This window comes from Bradyrhizobium sp. U531 (genome assembly GCF_051710265.1).
In the GTDB taxonomy this organism is placed as follows: Bacteria; Pseudomonadota; Alphaproteobacteria; order Rhizobiales; family Xanthobacteraceae; genus Bradyrhizobium.
This window is the reverse complement of the sequence record NZ_JASVEN010000002.1, coordinates 153,435-171,639: the sequence shown is the minus strand read 5'-3', so window position 1 is coordinate 171,639 and position 18,205 is coordinate 153,435. Positions and strand designations below refer to the sequence as shown.

At 65.9% G+C, this 18,205-nt stretch carries 14 protein-coding genes; 12 read left to right on the top strand and 2 right to left on the bottom strand.

The genetic code is table 11. The features are described from left to right. Nucleotides 1–52: 52 nt before the first annotated feature. The 6 genes from QRQ56_RS12735 to QRQ56_RS12710 all read left to right on the top strand — a co-directional run bounded on the left by QRQ56_RS12735 (nt 53) and on the right by QRQ56_RS12710 (nt 6,494). On the top strand, nt 53–1,024 hold the full coding sequence (locus tag QRQ56_RS12735; protein WP_438740392.1) for an aliphatic sulfonate ABC transporter substrate-binding protein: 972 nt from the start codon (nt 53–55) through the stop codon (nt 1,022–1,024). Between the two features lie 207 nt (nt 1,025–1,231). Beyond that, nucleotides 1,232–2,077, top strand: coding sequence for an ABC transporter permease (locus QRQ56_RS12730; protein ID WP_438740390.1), 846 nt, complete (start codon nt 1,232–1,234; stop codon nt 2,075–2,077). A 4-nt stretch (nt 2,078–2,081) separates the two neighbouring features. Then, the gene (locus QRQ56_RS12725; RefSeq protein WP_438740388.1) at nt 2,082–2,867 is read left to right on the top strand and encodes an ABC transporter ATP-binding protein; all 786 of its coding nucleotides are present in this window, start codon (nt 2,082–2,084) and stop codon (nt 2,865–2,867) included. Between the two features lie 54 nt (nt 2,868–2,921). Then, on the top strand, nt 2,922–3,431 hold the full coding sequence (locus tag QRQ56_RS12720) for an OsmC family protein (RefSeq protein ID WP_438740387.1): 510 nt from the start codon (nt 2,922–2,924) through the stop codon (nt 3,429–3,431). Between the two features lie 201 nt (nt 3,432–3,632). Then, complete coding sequence (locus tag QRQ56_RS12715) at nt 3,633–4,436, top strand: hypothetical protein (RefSeq protein WP_438740385.1); 804 nt, start codon at nt 3,633–3,635, stop codon at nt 4,434–4,436. A 381-nt stretch (nt 4,437–4,817) separates the two neighbouring features. Continuing rightward, nucleotides 4,818–6,494, top strand: a complete 1,677-nt coding sequence (locus tag QRQ56_RS12710) for a methyl-accepting chemotaxis protein (RefSeq protein ID WP_438740384.1) — start codon at nt 4,818–4,820, stop codon at nt 6,492–6,494. 83 nt (nt 6,495–6,577) lie between these two features. Here the strand turns inward: QRQ56_RS12710 and mutS are convergent, their stop codons facing one another. Next, on the bottom strand, nt 6,578–9,316 hold the full coding sequence (mutS, locus tag QRQ56_RS12705; protein ID WP_438740382.1) for a DNA mismatch repair protein MutS: 2,739 nt from the start codon (nt 9,314–9,316) through the stop codon (nt 6,578–6,580). A gap of 437 nt (nt 9,317–9,753) precedes the next feature. Here mutS and pcaF point away from each other — a divergent pair, with 437 nt between their 5' ends. The 6 genes from pcaF to QRQ56_RS12675 all read left to right on the top strand — a co-directional run bounded on the left by pcaF (nt 9,754) and on the right by QRQ56_RS12675 (nt 16,471). Continuing rightward, nucleotides 9,754–10,962 (top strand): 3-oxoadipyl-CoA thiolase, encoded by a 1,209-nt coding sequence (gene pcaF, locus QRQ56_RS12700; protein ID WP_438740381.1) that lies wholly within the window; start codon nt 9,754–9,756, stop codon nt 10,960–10,962. Between the two features lie 117 nt (nt 10,963–11,079). Continuing rightward, nucleotides 11,080–11,973, top strand: a complete 894-nt coding sequence (locus QRQ56_RS12695; RefSeq protein ID WP_438740379.1) for a dioxygenase — start codon at nt 11,080–11,082, stop codon at nt 11,971–11,973. Nucleotides 11,974–12,090: 117 nt separating this feature from the next. Continuing rightward, a complete protein-coding gene (gene pcaH, locus QRQ56_RS12690) occupies nt 12,091–12,792 on the top strand; it encodes a protocatechuate 3,4-dioxygenase subunit beta (protein WP_438740378.1) in 702 nt (233 codons plus the stop codon). Beyond that, nucleotides 12,792–13,382 carry a protocatechuate 3,4-dioxygenase subunit alpha gene (gene pcaG, locus QRQ56_RS12685; RefSeq protein WP_438740377.1) on the top strand — a complete coding sequence of 197 codons (591 nt, stop codon included), beginning with the start codon at nt 12,792–12,794 and terminating at the stop codon, nt 13,380–13,382. Before pcaH ends, pcaG begins: the two co-directional genes overlap by 1 nt. Nucleotides 13,383–13,640: 258 nt before the next feature. Then, on the top strand, nt 13,641–15,329 hold the full coding sequence (locus QRQ56_RS12680) for a methyl-accepting chemotaxis protein (RefSeq protein ID WP_438740375.1): 1,689 nt from the start codon (nt 13,641–13,643) through the stop codon (nt 15,327–15,329). A 50-nt stretch (nt 15,330–15,379) separates the two neighbouring features. Then, nucleotides 15,380–16,471 (top strand): phosphotransferase, encoded by a 1,092-nt coding sequence (locus QRQ56_RS12675; RefSeq protein ID WP_438740373.1) that lies wholly within the window; start codon nt 15,380–15,382, stop codon nt 16,469–16,471. A 165-nt stretch (nt 16,472–16,636) separates the two neighbouring features. Here the strand turns inward: QRQ56_RS12675 and QRQ56_RS12670 are convergent, their stop codons facing one another. Beyond that, nucleotides 16,637–18,193, bottom strand: coding sequence for an MDR family MFS transporter (locus tag QRQ56_RS12670; protein ID WP_438740371.1), 1,557 nt, complete (start codon nt 18,191–18,193; stop codon nt 16,637–16,639). Between the last annotated feature and the right edge of the window lie 12 nt (nt 18,194–18,205).

Sequence of the window (18,205 nt, the reverse complement as noted above, 5' to 3'; positions counted from 1 at the left end):
ACCTCTAGACATAACTCATTGAAAAACAATGAAGTTTTGGAGGAGGCTGGGCATGACGAAGATTACACGACGCATTCTGTTGGCGGGGGCCGTGGCTCTCGCAGTGACCCCCGCGGCGAAGGCGGCGGATCCGCTCAAGGAAATCCGCATCGATTGGGCGACCTACAATCCGGTCTCGATGGTCCTGAAGCAGAAGGGGCTCCTGGAGAAAGAGTTCGCCAAGGACGGCATCACGGTGACCTGGGTGCAGTCGGCCGGCTCCAACAAGGCGCTCGAATTCCTCAATGCCGGCTCGATCGATTTCGGCTCGACCGCGGGCTCGGCGGCGCTGGTGGCGAAGATCAACGGCAACCCTATCAAGTCGATCTATGTCTATTCGCGTCCCGAATGGACCGCGCTGGTGACGGGCAAAGACTCCAAGATCGCGAGTGTGGCTGATCTGAAGGGCAAGCGCGTCGCGGTGACGCGCGGCACCGATCCGCACATCTTCCTGGTGCGTGCGCTGCTCGGCGCCGGCCTCACCGAAAAGGACATCACGCCGGTGCTGCTGCAGCACGCCGACGGCAAGACCGCCCTGATCCGCGGCGACGTCGATGCCTGGGCCGGTCTCGACCCCATGATGGCGCAGGCCGAGGTCGAGGAGGGCGCCAAGCTGTTCTACCGCAAGGCCGACGCCAACACCTGGGGCATCCTCAATGTGCGCGAGCAGTTCCTGAAGGAGCATCCCGACGTCGCCCGCCGCGTGCTCGCGGTGTACGAGGAGGCGCGAAAATATTCGCTAGCCAATTACGACGAGCTGAAGAAGACCTTCATCGCCGTGACCAAGCTGCCCGAGGCCGTCGTCGACAAGCAGCTCAAGGAGCGCACCGAGCTCACCCACAGCCGCATCGGCGCGCCCCAGCGCGAGTCGATCCTCGCCGCGGGCCTTGCCCTGCAGCAGGCCGGCGTCGTCGACGCCAAGGTCGACGTGAAGGCGACGCTGGACGCGCTGATCGACGATCAGGTCCCGCTGCCGACGAATTGATCTTCTTACCCTCCCCCCTTGTGGGGGAGGGTGGCTTCGCAAAGCGAAGCCGGGTGAGGGGTATCTATCCTCACGATCAGTGTTGCGAGCGGAGAGAAACCCCTCATCCGGCGCTTCGCGCCACCTTCTCCCACAAGGGGAGAAGGAAGAGGGCGAGGCGGCAATAGTAGTGTTGCATTCCCGCGCCAGACGCGCTTCCTACCCGCCATGATCTCCGACGCGCCAGTCCTGCAACAGACTTCGGAACCGGCCGAAAGCGCCGCCGCGCCCTCGCGCGCCGCGCGCTATGCGCGGCCGATGCTGGGATTGCTGTTGCCGTTGACGCTCGCGCTCGGCTGGGAACTCGTTGTGTGGCTCGGATGGTCCAACGGCCGCCTGGTGCCGCCGCCCTCGCGCGTGTTTGCCACCATTGCCGAGCTTGCGCGATCCGGCGAGTTGATCCGTCACATCGCAGCGACGCTATGGCGCGTCTCGCTCGGCTTTGCCTTCGGTGTCGTCGCAGGCACCTTGCTTGGCGCCATCTCCGGCTATTGGTCGCTGGCGCGGCGGCTTCTCGATCCCACCGTACAAGCCTTGCGCGCGATCCCGTCGCTGGCCTGGGTGCCGCTGTTCATCCTCTGGCTCGGCATTTTCGAGACCTCGAAGATCGCGCTGATCGCGGTCGGCGTGTTCTTTCCGGTCTATCTCGGCGTGATGGGCGCGATCCTCGTCGTCGACCGCAAGATCGTCGAGGTCGGCCGCACCTTCCGCCTCTCGGGCTTTGCGATGATCCGCCGCATCCTCTTGCCCGCCGTGCTGCCGGCCTATGTCGTGTCCTTGCGCGTCGGGCTCGGTCTCGGCTGGATGTTCGTCGTGGCCGCCGAGCTGATCGGCGCCTCCGAGGGCCTCGGCTATCTCCTGCTCGACGGCCAGCAGCTCGGCAAGCCCGCGCAGATCCTCGCCGCCATCGTGATCTTCGCCATCCTCGGCAAGCTCACCGACTGGCTGATCGAGGTCGCATCCGCGCCGTTCCTGCGCTGGCAGGACGCCTTCGGCCGCACGAAGGGAGCTTGAGGCGATGCTGGCGCTCGATCGGGTCAGCAAGACCTATCCCAATGGCGTCGCGGCGCTGGCGCGCTTCTCCGCCGAGATCAAACAGGGCGAGATCATCGCCATCATTGGTGGTTCCGGCTGCGGCAAGTCCACATTACTGCGCGCCATCGCCGGCCTCGACCGCGCCAGCTCCGGCACGGTGACGCTCGACAACGAGGCGATCGCCTCGCCCCATGCCAAGATCGGCATCATCTTCCAGGAACCCCGGCTGCTGCCCTGGCTCAGCGTCGCCGACAATATCGGCTTTGGCCTCGCCGATCTGCCCGCCGCCGAGCGCCGCGACAAGGTGGCGCGTGCGCTCGACCGCGTCGGGCTCGCCGACAAGGCGCAGGCCTGGCCGCGCGAGCTCTCGGGCGGACAGGCGCAGCGCGTCGCGATCGCCCGCGCGCTGGTGCCCCAGCCCGAGGTGTTGCTGCTCGACGAGCCGTTCTCCGCGCTCGATGCCTTCACGCGTCGCGATCTGCAGGATCATCTGCTCGATCTCTGGGCGGACACGCGACCGACCTTGATCCTCGTCACACATGACGTGGACGAGGCCGTGGTGCTGGCCGATCGCGTGCTGGTGATGCGGCCGCGGCCGGGCCGGCTGTTCGACCAGATCGAGATCAATCTGGGACGGCCGCGCGACCGCAATTCGCCGCTGTTCGAGAATTTCAAGCGAAGTGTGCTGACGTCACTCGACCGTTCCCTCGACCGCAGCGTACCCGACCGTGACGCAACCCAGGGTCCCGGTCAGGCCATGTGGTGGTGACAATGTCTCTCCGAGCCGGTACATCGGAGAGCAATTTTTCCGGGAGAGAACAAGATGGACGCCGCAGAACTGCGCCAGATGCAGGCCCCGATCAAGGAACGCTACAAGACCGATCCCAAGACCGCGATGATCACGCTGAAGGCCAAGGGCTCGACTGACAGCGAAGGCATCGCCTGCAAAATCGAAACCGGCCGCGCCATCGCGATGGCGGGTTTGCACCCGGCGACCGGCGGTTCCGGCCTCGAGCTCTGCTCCGGCGACATGCTGCTCGAAGCGTTGGTCGCCTGTGCCGGCGTCACGCTGAAATCGGTCGCGACCGCGATCGAGGTGCCGCTCAAGACCGGCAACGTCTATGCCGAAGGCGATCTCGATTTTCGTGGCACGCTCGGCGTCGACAAGGAAACCCCGGTCGGCTTCGCCGAGATTCGTCTGCGCTTCGAGGTCGACACGCCAGCGCCGCAGGACAAGCTCGACCTCCTGCTGAAGCTCACCGAGCGCTATTGCGTGGTCTACCAGACCATCAAGAACGGACCGAAGGTCTCGGTGTCGATGCAGCGGATGTGAGGCGAGGTCGCTACGCCACAATCGGTGTCGTCCCGGGGCGTGCAGCTTGGCGCGAGCCCGGGACCCATAACCACAGGCCGTCGTGATTTCAGACGGTTGTTGCTCCAGCTCTTAAACCAACCCGGCCTGTGGTTATGGATTCTCAGGTGCGCAATTGCGCACCGGAGCTCGCGCTTCGCGCGCCCCGGAATGACAGATAGAATGTCCCTCGACCTCTATTTCGTTTTCTTCCTTGTCTTGCGCATGGCGATCGCGGCGACGTTCGTCGTGACGGCGTCGATCATCACCGAGCGGTCGGGTCCGGTGATCGGTGCGCTGGTCGCGACCCTGCCGATCTCGGCCGGTCCTTCCTACGTCTTCCTCGCGCTCGACCACGACGCCGCCTTCATCGCGCAGGGGACGTTGGCGAGCCTGCCGGTCAATGCGGCGACGATCTTCATGTGCCTCACTTATGTCGTGCTGGCGCAGCGGCACAGCCTCGCCGCGAGCTGCGGCAGCGCGGTCGCGGTCTGGATCGTGCTCGCTTCGATCATTCGTCAGTTCGACTGGTCGCTGACCGCTGGCCTCGCCGCGAACCTGATCGCCTTCAGCATCTGCATTCCGCTCCTGGCCGGCTATCGCCACGTGAAGATGCCGCTGGTGACGCGCCGCTGGTACGACGTGCCGATGCGCGCCGCACTGGTCGCGACCCTCGTTGCCATCGTGGTCTCGACCTCGGGCTGGGTCGGTCCCCGCATCAGCGGCATCATCGCGCTCTATCCCGTGGTGTTCTCCAGCATCATGGTGATCCTGCATCCGCGCATCGGCGGGCCGCCGACCGCCGCCGTGCTCGCCAACTCCGCCTGGGGGCTACTCGGATTCGGCATGGCAATCGCCGTACTACACGTTGCAGTCGTGTCGTTCGGCCTCGCCGTCGGCCTGTGTCTCGCGCTCTGCACGGGCATCGCATGGAACTTGACGCTGTGGGGACTCGGCCGGCGCGCGGCGCGCAACGCGCGGAAATAGCCGTGCAACTACGGACCTGCGCGACACCGCGTCGCGAAAAGTCGTCTGCTGAATGTTGATCTCACATTTCTGGGCGCTGCAGCATCTTCGCAAGCCATTGAATGAGATGCGTCATTTCAAGCCGCGCGACAATGCGATTGCGCGCTAGACATAACGGCAGACATTCCCGTCCGCGCCGATTTCCGACACGTCTATTAGAACTTTATTCGAGCTTTTACCGTAGGAACAATAATGCGTACCCGTCGGTGCCCATTTTGTCCGGCCTGCATCTGATTGGGCGGACCCATGGGGTCTGTTGCTTGAATACAGCTGTGTCGCCGCAGGGATGCATCCCGACGGATGTGTTCTCCTGAGCCATAAATCTGAGATGGAGATTGTTTGATGTTCGGTCGCAAGTCCCGCAACGACGCGGACGCCCAACTCGCCGCCATCGGCCGCTCGCAGGCCATGATCGAGTTCGGGATGGACGGCACGATCCTGACGGCCAACCCGAACTTCCTCGAGGCACTCGGCTATTCCCTCGACGAGATCAAGGGAAAGAAGCACGCGATGTTCGTGCCGGCCGATCAGCGCGAGAGCGCCGCGTATCGCGCGTTCTGGGCGGACCTCAATCGCGGCGAGTTCCAGGCGGCCGAATTCAAGCGGATCGCCAAGGGCGGCCGCGAGGTCTGGATCGAGGCGTCCTACAATCCCGTGCTCGACGATGCCGGCAAGCCCGTCAAGGTGGTGAAGATCGCCACCGACATCACCGCGAAGAAGATTCGCAGCATGACGGAAGCCTCCAAGATCGCCGCCATCAGCCGCGCCCAGGCCGTCATCGAATTCAAGCTCGACGGCACCGTCGTCTCCGCCAACGAGAATTTCTGCAAGACGCTCGGCTATTCGCTGGCCGAGATTACGGGCAAGCATCACAGCCTGTTCGTGGCCCCGGCCGACCGTGACGGCTCGGCCTATCGCGAATTCTGGGCCGCGCTGAACCGCGGCGACTACCAGGCCGGAGAGTTCAAGCGCATCGGCAAGGGCGGCAAAGAGGTGTGGATCCTCGCCTCCTATAACCCGCTGCTCGACGAGACCGGCAAGCCTTACGGCGTCGTCAAGTTCGCGACCGACATCACCGCCCAGAAGCTGAAGAATGCCGATCTCGCCGGCCAGATCGCGGCGATCGACAAGGCCCAGGCCGTGATCGAGTTCAACATGGACGGCTCGATCATCACGGCCAATGCCAACTTCCTTGCCACGCTCGGCTATTCGCTGGCCGAGATCCAGGGCAAGCATCACAGCATGTTCGTCGAGCCCGGCGAGCGCGACGGCGCCGCCTATCGCGAGTTCTGGGCCGCACTCAACCGCGGTCAGTACCAGGCGGCCGAATACAAGCGTATCGGCAAGGGCGGCAAGGAGGTCTACATCCAGGCCTCCTACAATCCGATCCTCGATCTCAACGGCAGGCCGTTCAAGGTCGTCAAATATGCCACCGACACCACGCGGCAGGTGCTGGTTCGCATGGGCAACGAGCGCGTTCGCGGCATGATGGAATCGGTCGCGGCAGGCTCCGAGGAGCTGAACGCCTCGGTGCGGGAAATCTCCGAAGCGATGACGAAGTCCCGCGAGACCGCGATGAGCGCGGTGGAGCAGGTCTCCTCCGCCGACGCGCAGGCGCAGCGCCTCACCGAGGCGGCGCAGTCGATGACCGGCATCGTCGAGATGATCAACAGCATCACCGGCCAGATCAACCTGCTGGCGCTGAACGCGACGATCGAATCCGCCCGCGCCGGCGAGGCCGGCCGCGGCTTTGCCGTGGTCGCGTCCGAAGTGAAGAGCCTCGCCAACCAGGCCAAGCAGGCGACCGACAAGATCGGCCAGGAGATCGGCAGCCTCAACGGCATCTCCGGCGACGTCGTCAGCGCGCTCGGCTCGATCAAGCAGGCGATCAACAATGTCAGCGAATACGTGACCTCGACCGCCGCCGCCGTCGAGGAGCAGAGCACGGTCACGAACGAGATGTCGACCAGCATGCAGCGCGCGGCCGCGGAAGCGGCGGCGATCGCGGCAAGGGCGTAGGCGCATCTAGCCCCGCATGAGCGCAGCGATATGCGGGACCAGTCGTCCCGGATGTCGCTTCGCTCATCCGGGCTACGGCACCATCACTGCTTCGGCAGCTTGGCTTTCAGCGCATAGAGCGTATCGAGCGCTTCGCGCGGCGACATCTCGTCCGGGTGCAGCGCCTTCACGGCGTCCATCAGGAGTTCCGCTTCGCTCGGCGGGGCGGCTTCGGCGGCGGCGCGGGAAGGCACTGCGAATAGCGGCAAATCGTCCACCAGCGCGCGGGCGGTCTGGCCGCGGTCCTGTGCTTCCAGCTTGGAGAGCACGGACTTCGCGCGATTGATCACCGCGGGCGGCAGGCCGGCGAGTTTTGCGACCTGGATGCCGTAGGAGCGGTCGGCCGAACCCGGCAGCACCTCGTGCAGGAACACGACGTTGCCCTGCCATTCCTTCACCCGGACCGTGGCGTTGAACATGCGCGGCAGTTTGGCCGAGAGCGCGGTCAGCTCGTGATAATGCGTCGCGAACAGCGTCCTGCAGCGGTTGCTTTCGTGCAGGTGCTCGATCGCGGCCCAGGCGATCGAGAGGCCGTCGAAGGTCGCGGTGCCGCGGCCGATCTCGTCGAGGATGACGAGCGCGCGCTCGCCAGCCTGGTTCAGGATCGCCGCGGTCTCGACCATCTCCACCATGAAGGTGGAGCGGCCGCGGGCGAGGTCGTCGGCGGCGCCGACGCGCGAGAACAGGCGGTCGACGATGCCGATCCGCGCCCGCGTCGCCGGCACGAAGCTGCCGATTTGAGCCAGCAAGGCAATCAGCGCGTTCTGACGCAGGAAGGTCGATTTACCGGCCATGTTCGGACCGGTCAGCAGCCAGAGCTGGCCGGACTTCTGGCCAGGTGCCGGCGAGAGATCGCAGGCATTGGCGATGAACGGCTCGCCATTGCGCTTAAGGGCCTGCTCGACCACGGGATGACGGCCGGCCTCGATGGCGAAGCCGAGGGACTCGTCCACGTCGGGCCGCACGTAATTGTCGTCGATCGCGAGCTTGGCCAGCGAGGTCGCGACGTCGAGCAGCGCGAAGGCGTGGGCGGCGGCGCGCAGATCGTCGCTGATCACCAGGGCCTTCGCCGACAGCCGCTCGAAGATCTCGAGCTCGAGGCCGAGCGCGCGGTCGCCGGCATTGGCGATCTTGGCCTCGATCTCGCCGAGCTCGGCAGTCGTGAAGCGCACCTGGCCCGCCAACGTCTGGCGATGGATGAAGGTCGCATTCAGCGGCGCCGACATCAGCTTGTCGCCGTGCTGCGCGGTGACCTCGACGAAATAACCGAGCACGTTGTTGTGCCGGATCTTGAGGCCCTTGACGCCGGTCTGGTCGGCGTAACGCGCCTGCATCGACGCCACCACGAGGCGGGAGGCGTCGCGCAGATTGCGTGCCTCGTCGAGGGCGGGCTCATAGCCCTGGCGAACGAAGCCGCCGTCGCGCTTGATCAGCGGCAGCTGCTCGTCGAGCGCGCTGGCGAATTCGGCCGCCAGATCGCGCGAGGGTCGTTGCAGCGCGGCCATCACCGCGGCGATCTCCTGCGGCGGCTGGTCGAGCTCGCCAAGGCGCGCCAGTACCTGGTCGGCGGCAATGATGCCGTCGCGGAGCCCCGCAAGGTCGCGCGGACCGCCGCGGCCGACCGAGAGGCGGGCCAGCGCCCGCGACATGTCGGGCGCGCCGCGCAGGATGCTGCGGATGTCTTCGCGCGCCGCGGAATCGGCAACGAAGGTGCTGACGGCATCGAGCCGCCGCGCGATGGCAGGTGCGTCCGTCAACGGCGCCGCCAGCCGCTGCGCCAGCAGGCGCGAGCCGGCCGACGTCACGGTGCAGTCGATCGCGTCGAGCAGCGAGCCGCGGCGTTCGCCCGCGAGCGTCCGGGTCAATTCGAGGTTGGCGCGCGTCGCTGGATCGATCGCCATGGTCGCGCCCGAGGCCTCGCGCGCAGGCGGCGACAGCGGCGGGTGCTTGCCGACCTGGGTGCGGTCGACATAGGTGACGGCGGCGGCCGCGGCGGTGGCTTCGAGACGCGTGAGCTGCGCCAGCCCGTCCATGGTCGCGACCGCAAAATAGTCGCACAGGCGCTTCTCGGCGGTGGCGCCGTCGAAGACGTCCCGGGTCAGCGGCGTCACCGCCGGCAACTCGCGCAGGGTCTGGCCGAGCTCGCTGTCGTTATAGAGCGCGTCGGTGACGATCGCCTCGTTCGGGTTGATGCGCGCCAGCGTCGCGGCGAGCTCACCGCCGGAGCATTCCATTACGGTGAATTCGGCGGTCGAGATGTCGATCCAGGCAAGGCCGAAGCGGTCGCCGCCGCCGGAGGCGCGGGCGCGCGCGATCGCCAGTAAATAGTTGTTGGCGCGGGCATCGAGCAGATTGTCCTCGGTCAGCGTGCCCGGCGTGACCAGCCGCACCACGCCGCGGCGCACGACGCTCTTGTTGCCGCGCGCCTTCGCCGCCGCCGGATCTTCGGTCTGTTCGCACACCGCGACGCGGTGGCCGGCCGAGATCAGCCGATGCAGATAATCCTCGGAGCGCTCCACCGGCACGCCGCACATCGGAATGTCGGCGCCCTGATGCTTGCCGCGCTTGGTCAAGACGATGCCGAGCGTCCTGGAGGCGATCTCGGCGTCCTCGAAGAACAGCTCGTAGAAGTCGCCCATCCGGTAGAACAGCAGGAGGCCCTGATGCGCCGCCTTGATCTCCAGGTACTGTTCCATCATCGGCGTGACCCGCGCGACGGCGTCCGCCTGTGGCGTGGGCGTTTCGTCGGGGGGCGGAACGGGGATCGGCTGTTGCATGGTCATCAGAGCGTTTTCGAGTGAGTGGGTACCGGTTCGCGCCAGGAAAACGCGTCAAAACAACAATCTTGGAGCGCGGTCCTGACCGTGCTCCAAGGCGGCGCAACCTACAAAATTTCGCCCTGTGCTCCTATCGGTTTGGCCGGGACGGGGAGGTTTTCCACGTTGTCCGCAATAGGGGCGCGAGCTGCTGCCACATTCTCGGTCGTCATTCCGGGATGCGCCGATAGGCGCAGACCCGGAATCCATCGGGCCGCACGTCACGCGGATAGATGGATTCCGGGTTCGCGCCAAATGGCGCGCCCCGGAATGACAGGGAGTTTCGAATACGCCACCCGCGAAACCGTCAATTGACCTGCCGCGGGCGCCCTCCTAAAACTCCGCCGACATTCAAGAATCTTGGAAGAATTCTGGCCGAACCGCGGCATTCAGGGAGAACAACGATGCGTGACGTCTTTATTTGCGATGCCGTGCGGACCCCGATCGGCCGTTTCGGCGGCTCCCTCGCCAAGGTGCGCGCCGACGATCTCGCGGCAGCCCCGATCAAGGCGCTGATGGCCAAGCACCCCAATCTCGATTGGGCGCAGGTGGACGAAGTCTTCTTCGGCTGTGCTAACCAGGCCGGCGAGGACAACCGCAACGTCGCGCGCATGGCGCTGCTGCTCGCTGGTCTCCCCGACTCGGTTCCCGGCCAGACCCTCAATCGCCTTTGCGCCTCCGGCCTCGATGCGGTCGGTGCGGCCGGCCGCGCCATCCGCTCGGGCGAGATCGAGCTTGCGATCGCCGGCGGCGTCGAGTCCATGACGCGCGCGCCTTTCGTGATGGGCAAAGCGCAGGAAGCCTTCTCGCGTTCGGCCGAGATCTTCGACACCACGATCGGCTGGCGCTTCATCAATCCGCTGCTCAAGGCGCAGTACGGCGTCGATGCGATGCCGGAGACCGGTGAGAACGTCGCCGAGGAATTCCAGGTCTCGCGCGCCGACCAGGACGCCTTCGCGATCCGCTCGCAGCAGCGTGCCGGCAAGGCGATCGCCGCCGGTTATTTCGCGGAAGAAATCACGGCGATCACCATTCCCGGCGGCAAGGCCGGTCCGATCACGGTCGACAAGGACGAGCATCCGCGTCCCGAGACCACGCTGGAAGGTCTCGCCAAGCTGAGGCCGATCGTGCGCAATCCCGGCACGGTCACCGCCGGCAACGCCTCGGGCGTCAATGACGGCGCGGCCGCGATGATCCTCGCCTCGGAAGCCGCCGTGAAGAAGCACGGCCTGACGCCGCGCGCCCGCATCCTCGGCCTCGCTTCGGCCGGTGTGCCGCCGCGCATCATGGGCATTGGCCCGGTGCCGGCGACCCGCAAGCTGATGGAGCGTCTCGGCAAGAAGATCAGCGATTTCGACCTGATCGAGCTCAACGAGGCCTTTGCCTCGCAGGGCATCGCCTGCATGCGCCAGCTCGGCGTCGCCGACGACGCCGATTACGTCAATCCGCATGGCGGCGCCATCGCGCTCGGCCATCCGCTCGGCATGAGCGGCGCGCGCCTCGCGCTCACCGCCGTGCACGGCATGGAGAAGCGCGGCGGCAAGCTCGCGCTCGCGACCATGTGCGTCGGCGTCGGCCAGGGCGTCGCGGTTGCGATCGAGAAGGTGAACTGACGAGACGCGCAGCGTCTCGTCATCCCGGAGCCGCCCGATAGGGCGGCATCCGGGATCTCGAGATTCCGGGGTCAGCCCTGTCGGGCTGCCCCGGAATGACAGGGAGAGAGTGGCGGCATGATCATCGAGCGCGAGCAGGACGTCACAACAGCGGCGCTGGCGGTGATGGAGCGGACGTCCGATCCGCGGCTGCGCCAGATCATGGTGTCCCTGGTCAAGCACCTGCATGGCTTCGTGCGCGATGTCCGGCTGACCGAGAAAGAGTTTCGCGACGCCACCGCCGTCATCGCCGAGCTCGGCAAGCTGACCACCGACACCCATAATGAGGTCGTGCTGATGGCGGGCTCGCTCGGCGTCTCGCCGCTGGTGTGCCTGCTCAACAACGGCGACCAGGGCAACACGGAAACCGATCAGTCGCTGCTGGGCCCGTTCTGGCGGGTGAACTCGCCGCGGGTCGAGAATGGCGGATCGATCGTCCGGTCCGAGACGCCGGGCGCGCCGCTGTTCGTGAGCGCCCGTGTCGTCGACAAGGACGGCCAGCCCGTTGCGGGCGCGGAGGTCGATGTCTGGCACGCCTCGCCGGTCGGCCTCTACGAGAACCAGGACCCCGAGCAGGCCGACATGAACCTGCGCGGCAAGTTCACCACCGACGGGGAGGGGCGCTTCTTCTTTCGTTCGGTGATGATGGTCGGCTATCCCATTCCGACCAATGGCGTCGTCGGCCGCCTGCTCGAGGCGCAAAGCCGGCATCCCTACCGCCCGGCGCATCTGCACGCCCTGATCTTCAAGCCGGGGTTCAAGGTGCTGATCTCGCAGGTCTACGACCCCACCGACCCGCATATCGACAGCGACGTGCAGTTCGGGGTGACGCAGGCGCTGATCGGCAAGTTCCAGCGCCACGACACGCCGCATCCGACCGCGCGCGACGTCGCCGCGCCCTGGTATTCCCTCGACCACACCTACCGGCTCGAAGCCGGGGAGGCCGTGCTGCCGCGGCCGCCGATCAAATAGAGCGGGCCTGCCGGGCGCGGCATGCAGCCAAACCGGCTTCCCCAAATTAGTTATGTCATATAATGATTGGCGGAAGTTGTCCGGCCGGACCGAAAAAGGCCGGGGAGGAGTTCGCCCATGACATTCATCTATCCCACCGACAGCAACAAGGCGCATCCGCTGCCGCTGTCGCCCGAATACAAGAGCTCGATCAAGCGCGCGCCGAACAAGCCCTTGATCCCGATGCGGCATACGCTGTCGGAGCTGACCGGTCCGGTCTACGGCCACGAGACCGTGCGCAAGGGCGACAACGACCTCACCACCCAGCACACCGGCGAGCCGATCGGCGAGCGCATCATCGTCCACGGCCATGTGCGCGACGAGGACGGCCGGGGCGTGCCGAGCTCACTGGTCGAGATCTGGCAGGCCAATTCCTGCGGCCGCTACGTCCATGTCCGCGACCAGCATCCGGCGCCGCTCGACCCGAACTTTACGGGCGCCGGCCGCACCGTCAGCGATGCCGACGGCTATTACCGCTTCGTCACCATCAAGCCGGGCGCCTATCCCTGGGGCAATCATCACAACGCCTGGCGACCCGCTCATATCCATCTGTCGGTGTTCGGCCATTCCTTCGTCACGCGCCTCGTGACCCAGATGTATTTCCCTGCCGACCCGCTATTCCCGTTCGACCCGATCTTCAACTCGGTGCCGGACGAGAAGGCGCGGGCGCGGATGGTCTCCTCGTTCGACCTCGAGAACACCCAGCCCGAATGGGCGCTGTGCTACCGGTTTGACATCGTGCTGCGCGGCAAGAACGCCACCCCCATGGAGAATCACTAGTGCAGGACAATGGGATCACGCCATCGCAGACCGTCGGCCCGTTCTTCAAATACGGCCTGACGCCAACCGGCGACTACGCCTGGAACGACGCGTTCACCCACTCGACGTTGACGCCCGACGTCACCGGCGACCGCATCCGCATCGAAGGCCGCGTGTTCGACGGCGACGGCGTTGTCGTGCCTGACTGCATGCTGGAGATCTGGCAGGCGGACGCGCAGGGCCGGTTTGCCGACCCGCAGGACAAGCGCGCGCTGCCGAATGCGAGCTTCCGCGGCTTTGCCCGTTGCGGCACCGACAAGGACGGCAATTACGCTTTCGAGACCATCAAGCCGGGCACCGTGCCGGATCCCGACGGCAAGCCGCAGGCGCCGCACATCCTTCTTGCGGTGTTCGGCCGCGGCATGCTGCGGCATCTCTACACCCGCATCTATTTCAGCGACGAGACCGGTAACGCCGCCGATCCCGTGCTGGTGCTGGTCCCCGCCGATCGCCGCGCCACGCTGACCGCGGTGCGCGAGGCCGGCAAGCCGGTCTACCGGCTCGACCTGCGGCTGCAGGGCGACAACGAGACGGTGTTCTTCGACATGTGAAGCAAAGCGTGCCGGGGAAGGCCTTGTCCCCGGCACGCTTGTCTCATCCGGCGCACCGAAGCCGAGGCTGCGTCGTCTCCGGCCGAAACGATTTTCCAGAGCGTGCGTCAGCCTCGCTGACTCAAATACCGACAGCACGGCGCCCGACTCCCGTAATTATGCGGAGTTCGCGCGGTACAATTTCGCCGCGAAGCAATTCAGTATTTACCGTATTCGTCTAGGGTGCCCGCAGTTTCGGACGCCGCACTGGATTATTTCATGAAATTTCGCCTGTCGTTGTCCTCTGCGATCGTCGCGTTCGGCATCGTTCTCGCCATCGGTTTTGCCGCCGTGGTTTCGACCAGCCTCTACACCTTGAAGGAGCTCAAGGTCGGCGGGCCGCTCTATTCCGACATCAAGCTGGGCAACGACCTCATCGCGGACATCCTGCCGCCGCCGGAATACGTCATCGAGGCCTATCTCGAGGCGACCCTGGCAATGCGCGAGCCGGACCAGCTGGCGGCCCACGGCGAACGCCTGGTCCAGCTCCGCAAGGACTACGACGAGCGCAAGGCGTTCTGGGTCACCTCCAGCCTCGCGCCCGACCTGAAGACCGCCCTGGTGTCGAAGTCCGACGCCGAGGTGCAGAAGTTCTGGAAGGCGTCCGACCAGCTCTTGCCGGCCCTCAAGGCCAAGGACGCGGCCGCGTCCGAGCGCGCCTATGCGCAGCTCAAGGACGCCTACACCGCGCATCGCGCCGTGATCGACAGCATCGTCGAGAACGCCAACAAGCAGAATGCCGCCATGGAGAAGCTGGCGGCCGATCGCGACAGCTCGATGCTCTATATCCTCCTCGGCGTCTCCGCCGCGGTCCTGGCCTTCGTAGCCTTGGGCCTGCTCGGCGTTGCGCTCGGCGTGGTGCGCCCGATCGTGCGCATGACGGGCACGATGCAGAAGCTTGCGACCGGCGATCTCGCCGCCGACATTCCTTTTGCGGACCGCAAGGACGAGGTCGGCTCGATGGCGGGCGCGCTCGTGGTGTTCAAGCAGGCGGCCGTCGAGAATGCCCGCCTGCGCGAGGAGCAATTGCGGCAGGAGCAGGCGGCGGCCCTCGCCAAGCGCTCCGCCCTGCATCAGATGGCCGAGACCGTCGAGCGCGAGACCGGCCGTTCCGTCGACACCGCCGGCGCGGCGACGCAAGGCGTTGAGCGGGCGGCGTCCAGCCTGTCCGAGATCGCAAGGTCGCTCTCCGCGCAGTCGCAGGCGGTCGCTGCGGCCTCGACCCAGGCCCTCGGCAGCTCGCAGACCGTCTCGGCCGCGGCCGAAGAGCTGAGCGCCTCGATCCGCGAGATCGCAAGCCAGGTGGTCCGAACCAGCACCGTGACCAAAGCGGCGGTCGCCGGCCGCGAGCAGGCGCGCTCGACCATCCAGTCGCTGGCCGGATCCGTGAAGAAGATCGCCGAGGTCTCCGACCTCATCGGCGGCATCGCCGGCCAGACCAATTTGCTGGCGCTGAACGCAACGATCGAGGCGGCGCGCGCCGGCGAGGCCGGCCGTGGTTTCGCCGTGGTCGCGGCCGAGGTGAAATCCCTGTCGGACCAGACCGCCAAATCCACCGAGGAGATCACGCGGCTGATTGCCGAGATCCAGGCCTCGACGCAGGCCGCGGTCGATGCCGTCGAGACGATGGGTGGGCACATCGTCGAGATCGACGGTGTCGCGACGTCGGTTGCCGCCGCGATGGAAGAGCAGGACGCTGCGACGCGCGAGATCGCGCGGTCGATTTCCGAATCGGCTTCCGCGGCGAAGGAGGTTTCCACCAAGATCGGCAATGTCAGCCGCGACGCCACGTCCGTGAACGAGCGCGCTGGGGAGGTCAGGCAGGCGATCGCCGGCATGGCGGCCAATCTCGAACAGTTGCGGTCGGTCGTGGTGAGGACCGTGCGCGAATCCACCGCGGCCGCCTGACGCCGGGCGCGAGGCCCTGCCGCTGGTGCCCGCAATTGTGATCGTGCAATATGGCGCGGGACAGGGGCATCGTGGTCATGACACCTCCACAATTGCCGGCGGTCGTTGAACCGGCTCGACTGACGGCTGCGCTGCGCAGGGGCGGCGTGCTCGACGCCGGCGCGGTCCGCGAAGTGAAGGTGCTGCACCAGCGCGACACTGTCGTGTCACACATCATCCGGCTCGGCCTGCGCTATGTCGGCGAATCCGCCGGCGCCCCGCAATCGCTGATCCTGAAGACCGCGAATTCCGACTTCGCCGAGAAGCTTGCCAATGGCGGCCGGCGCGAGGTCGAATATTACACGCGACTGACGCCGGGCATGCCGCCGGGGCTGGTGCCAAGCTGCTTCGACGGACATTTCGACGAGGGCAGCCTCACTTGGCACCTCCTGCTCGAGGACCTCACCGACAGCCACGAGATCGCGGCGGCCTGGCCGCTGCCGCCGTCGCGCGAGCACATGATCGCCATCGTCACCACGCTCGCACGCTGGCATGCGGCCTGGTGGGACCATCCGGCCCTCGGCGACACCGTCGGCGCCTGGGCAGGTCCCGAGGACAGTGCGGAGCGCATGGAGACTTTCGCGGGCCATTACGACCGCTTTGCCGATTCTCTCGGTGACCGCCTCAGCGAGGAGCGGCGTATTCTTTATCGCCGCCTGATCGATCGGTCGGAGCAGCTGTCGCAGCGTTACCAGTCACGCCGTCACATGAGCATCACCCATGGCGATGCTCATGTCTGGAACTTCCTGCTGCCGCGCGCCGGCGTTGCCGACACCGTGCGCATCTTCGATTTCGACCTGTGGAGCATCAACGTTCCCACCCACGACCTCGCCTACATGATGGCGATGCACTGGTATCCGGAGCGCCGGCAGGCGCTCGAGCGCGCGATGCTCAACCTCTACCACCACGCGCTGATCGAGAGCGGCGTCACCGGGTATACTCGCGGCGCGCTCGATCGCGACTACCGCTGGGCCGTGCTCTGGCAGATCACGCGGCCGGTCTGGCAGTGGAGCATCAACATCCCGCCGGTGATCTGGTGGAATAATCTGGAACGGATTTTTGCAGCCGTGGACGATCTCGGCTGCGAGGAACTGCTGGGATAGTTGTCGTCAGATTCTCGGTGTCGTCCCCGCGAACGCGGGGACCCATAACCACAGGATGCAGTCGTAGCGTAAGCTGCCAACTCCGAGTCTTCGCCAAACCACTTCCTGTGGTTATGGGTCCCTGCGTTCGCAGGGACGACAGCGGAGTGTGTGGATCGCGCGCGCCTACTCCATCACCGCATGTTCCGGCCCGGCCGCCTGCTTGCGCAGCGTGGCCTTGGTCGAGCCGATCAGCAAAGCGAGCGGGATGGTGCAGAGGATGAAGATCATCACCAGCTGGTAGTCGTGCGCGAAGGCGATGATCTGCGCCTGCACGCTGACCATCCTGTCGGCCATGGCGCGGCCGGCGTCGGTGGACAGGTTGATCAGGCCCCTGACGTCCGGCATCTGCAGGGCATGGTTGAACGGGTTGATGTTCTCGGACAGGATTGCGTAAGTCCGCCGCGTTCCCTGCGTCAGCTGCGCGATGACGACGGAGATGCCGACCGAACTCGCGACGTTGCGCATCAGGGTCAGCATCGCGGTGCCGTCGGTTCGCAGCTCGTTCGACAGCGTCAGGAACGCCACGGTCGAAAGCGGCACGAAGACGAGGCCGAAGCCGAAGCCCTGGATGACGCTGACGGTCACGATCTCCGGCACCTGGGTCAGATCTGTCCACCCCGTCATTTGGAACAGCGAGCCCGCGGTCAGGGTCAGGCCGGAGATGATCAGCGTGCGTGCCTCGAAATAGCGCATCATGCGGCCGACCAGCATCATGGCGAAGAAGGTGCCGAAGCCGCGGCTCGCCAGCAGGAGGCCGGCGGTGATGATGGGGTAGCCGATCACGTTCTGCATATAGGGCGAGGCCAGCGCCATGGTCGAGAACAGCACGAGCCCCATCACGACCATGAACATGCAGCCGGTGACGAAGTTGCGGTCCCGGAACAGCGCGAAGCGGATGAACGGCGTCGAGGTCGTGAAGGAGTGCGCGAGGAAGAAGTAGAAGGCGACGGCCGAGACGATGAACTCCGCGAGGATCTCGTTGGATTCCAGCCAGCCCAATTGCTCGCCGCGGTCGAGCGCGAGCTGCAGCGAGCCGATCGCAACCGCGAGCGCCGCGAAACCGAAGAAATCGAATCTGAGGCTGAGATTCCTGTCGGTCTCGTCCATGAACACGATCAGCCCGAGCACGGTGATCGCACCGAACGGCAAATTGACGAAGAACACCCAGTGCCAGGAATACGTCTCGGTCAGCCACGCGCCCAGCGACGGACCCATGATCGGGCCCATCATCACGCCCATGCCCCAGATCGACATCGCCTTGGCGCGTTCCTGGAGCGTGTAATAGTCGAGCATGACCGATTGCGACAGCGGCACCAGCGCCGCGCCGAACACGCCCTGCAGCAGGCGGAACAGCACCATCTGGTTGATGTCCTGCGCGAGGCCGCACAGCACCGAGGCCATGGTGAAACCGGCCGAGCAGATGATGAAGATGCGCTTGCGGCCGAAGCGGTTGGCGATCCAGCCTACCGGCGCCGTCATGATGGCGGCCGCGACGATGTAGGAGGTCAGCACCCAGTTGATCTGGTCCTGCGAGGCCGACAGCGTGCCTTGCATGTAGGGCAGGGCGACGTTGGCGATGGTGGTGTCCAGCGCCTGCATGATGGTCGCCGTCATGGCGCAGATCGTCACCATGTTCCGGCGCAGGCCGGGGACCATCAGATGGGCGTTGGGACCGGACATCCGATCAGTCCT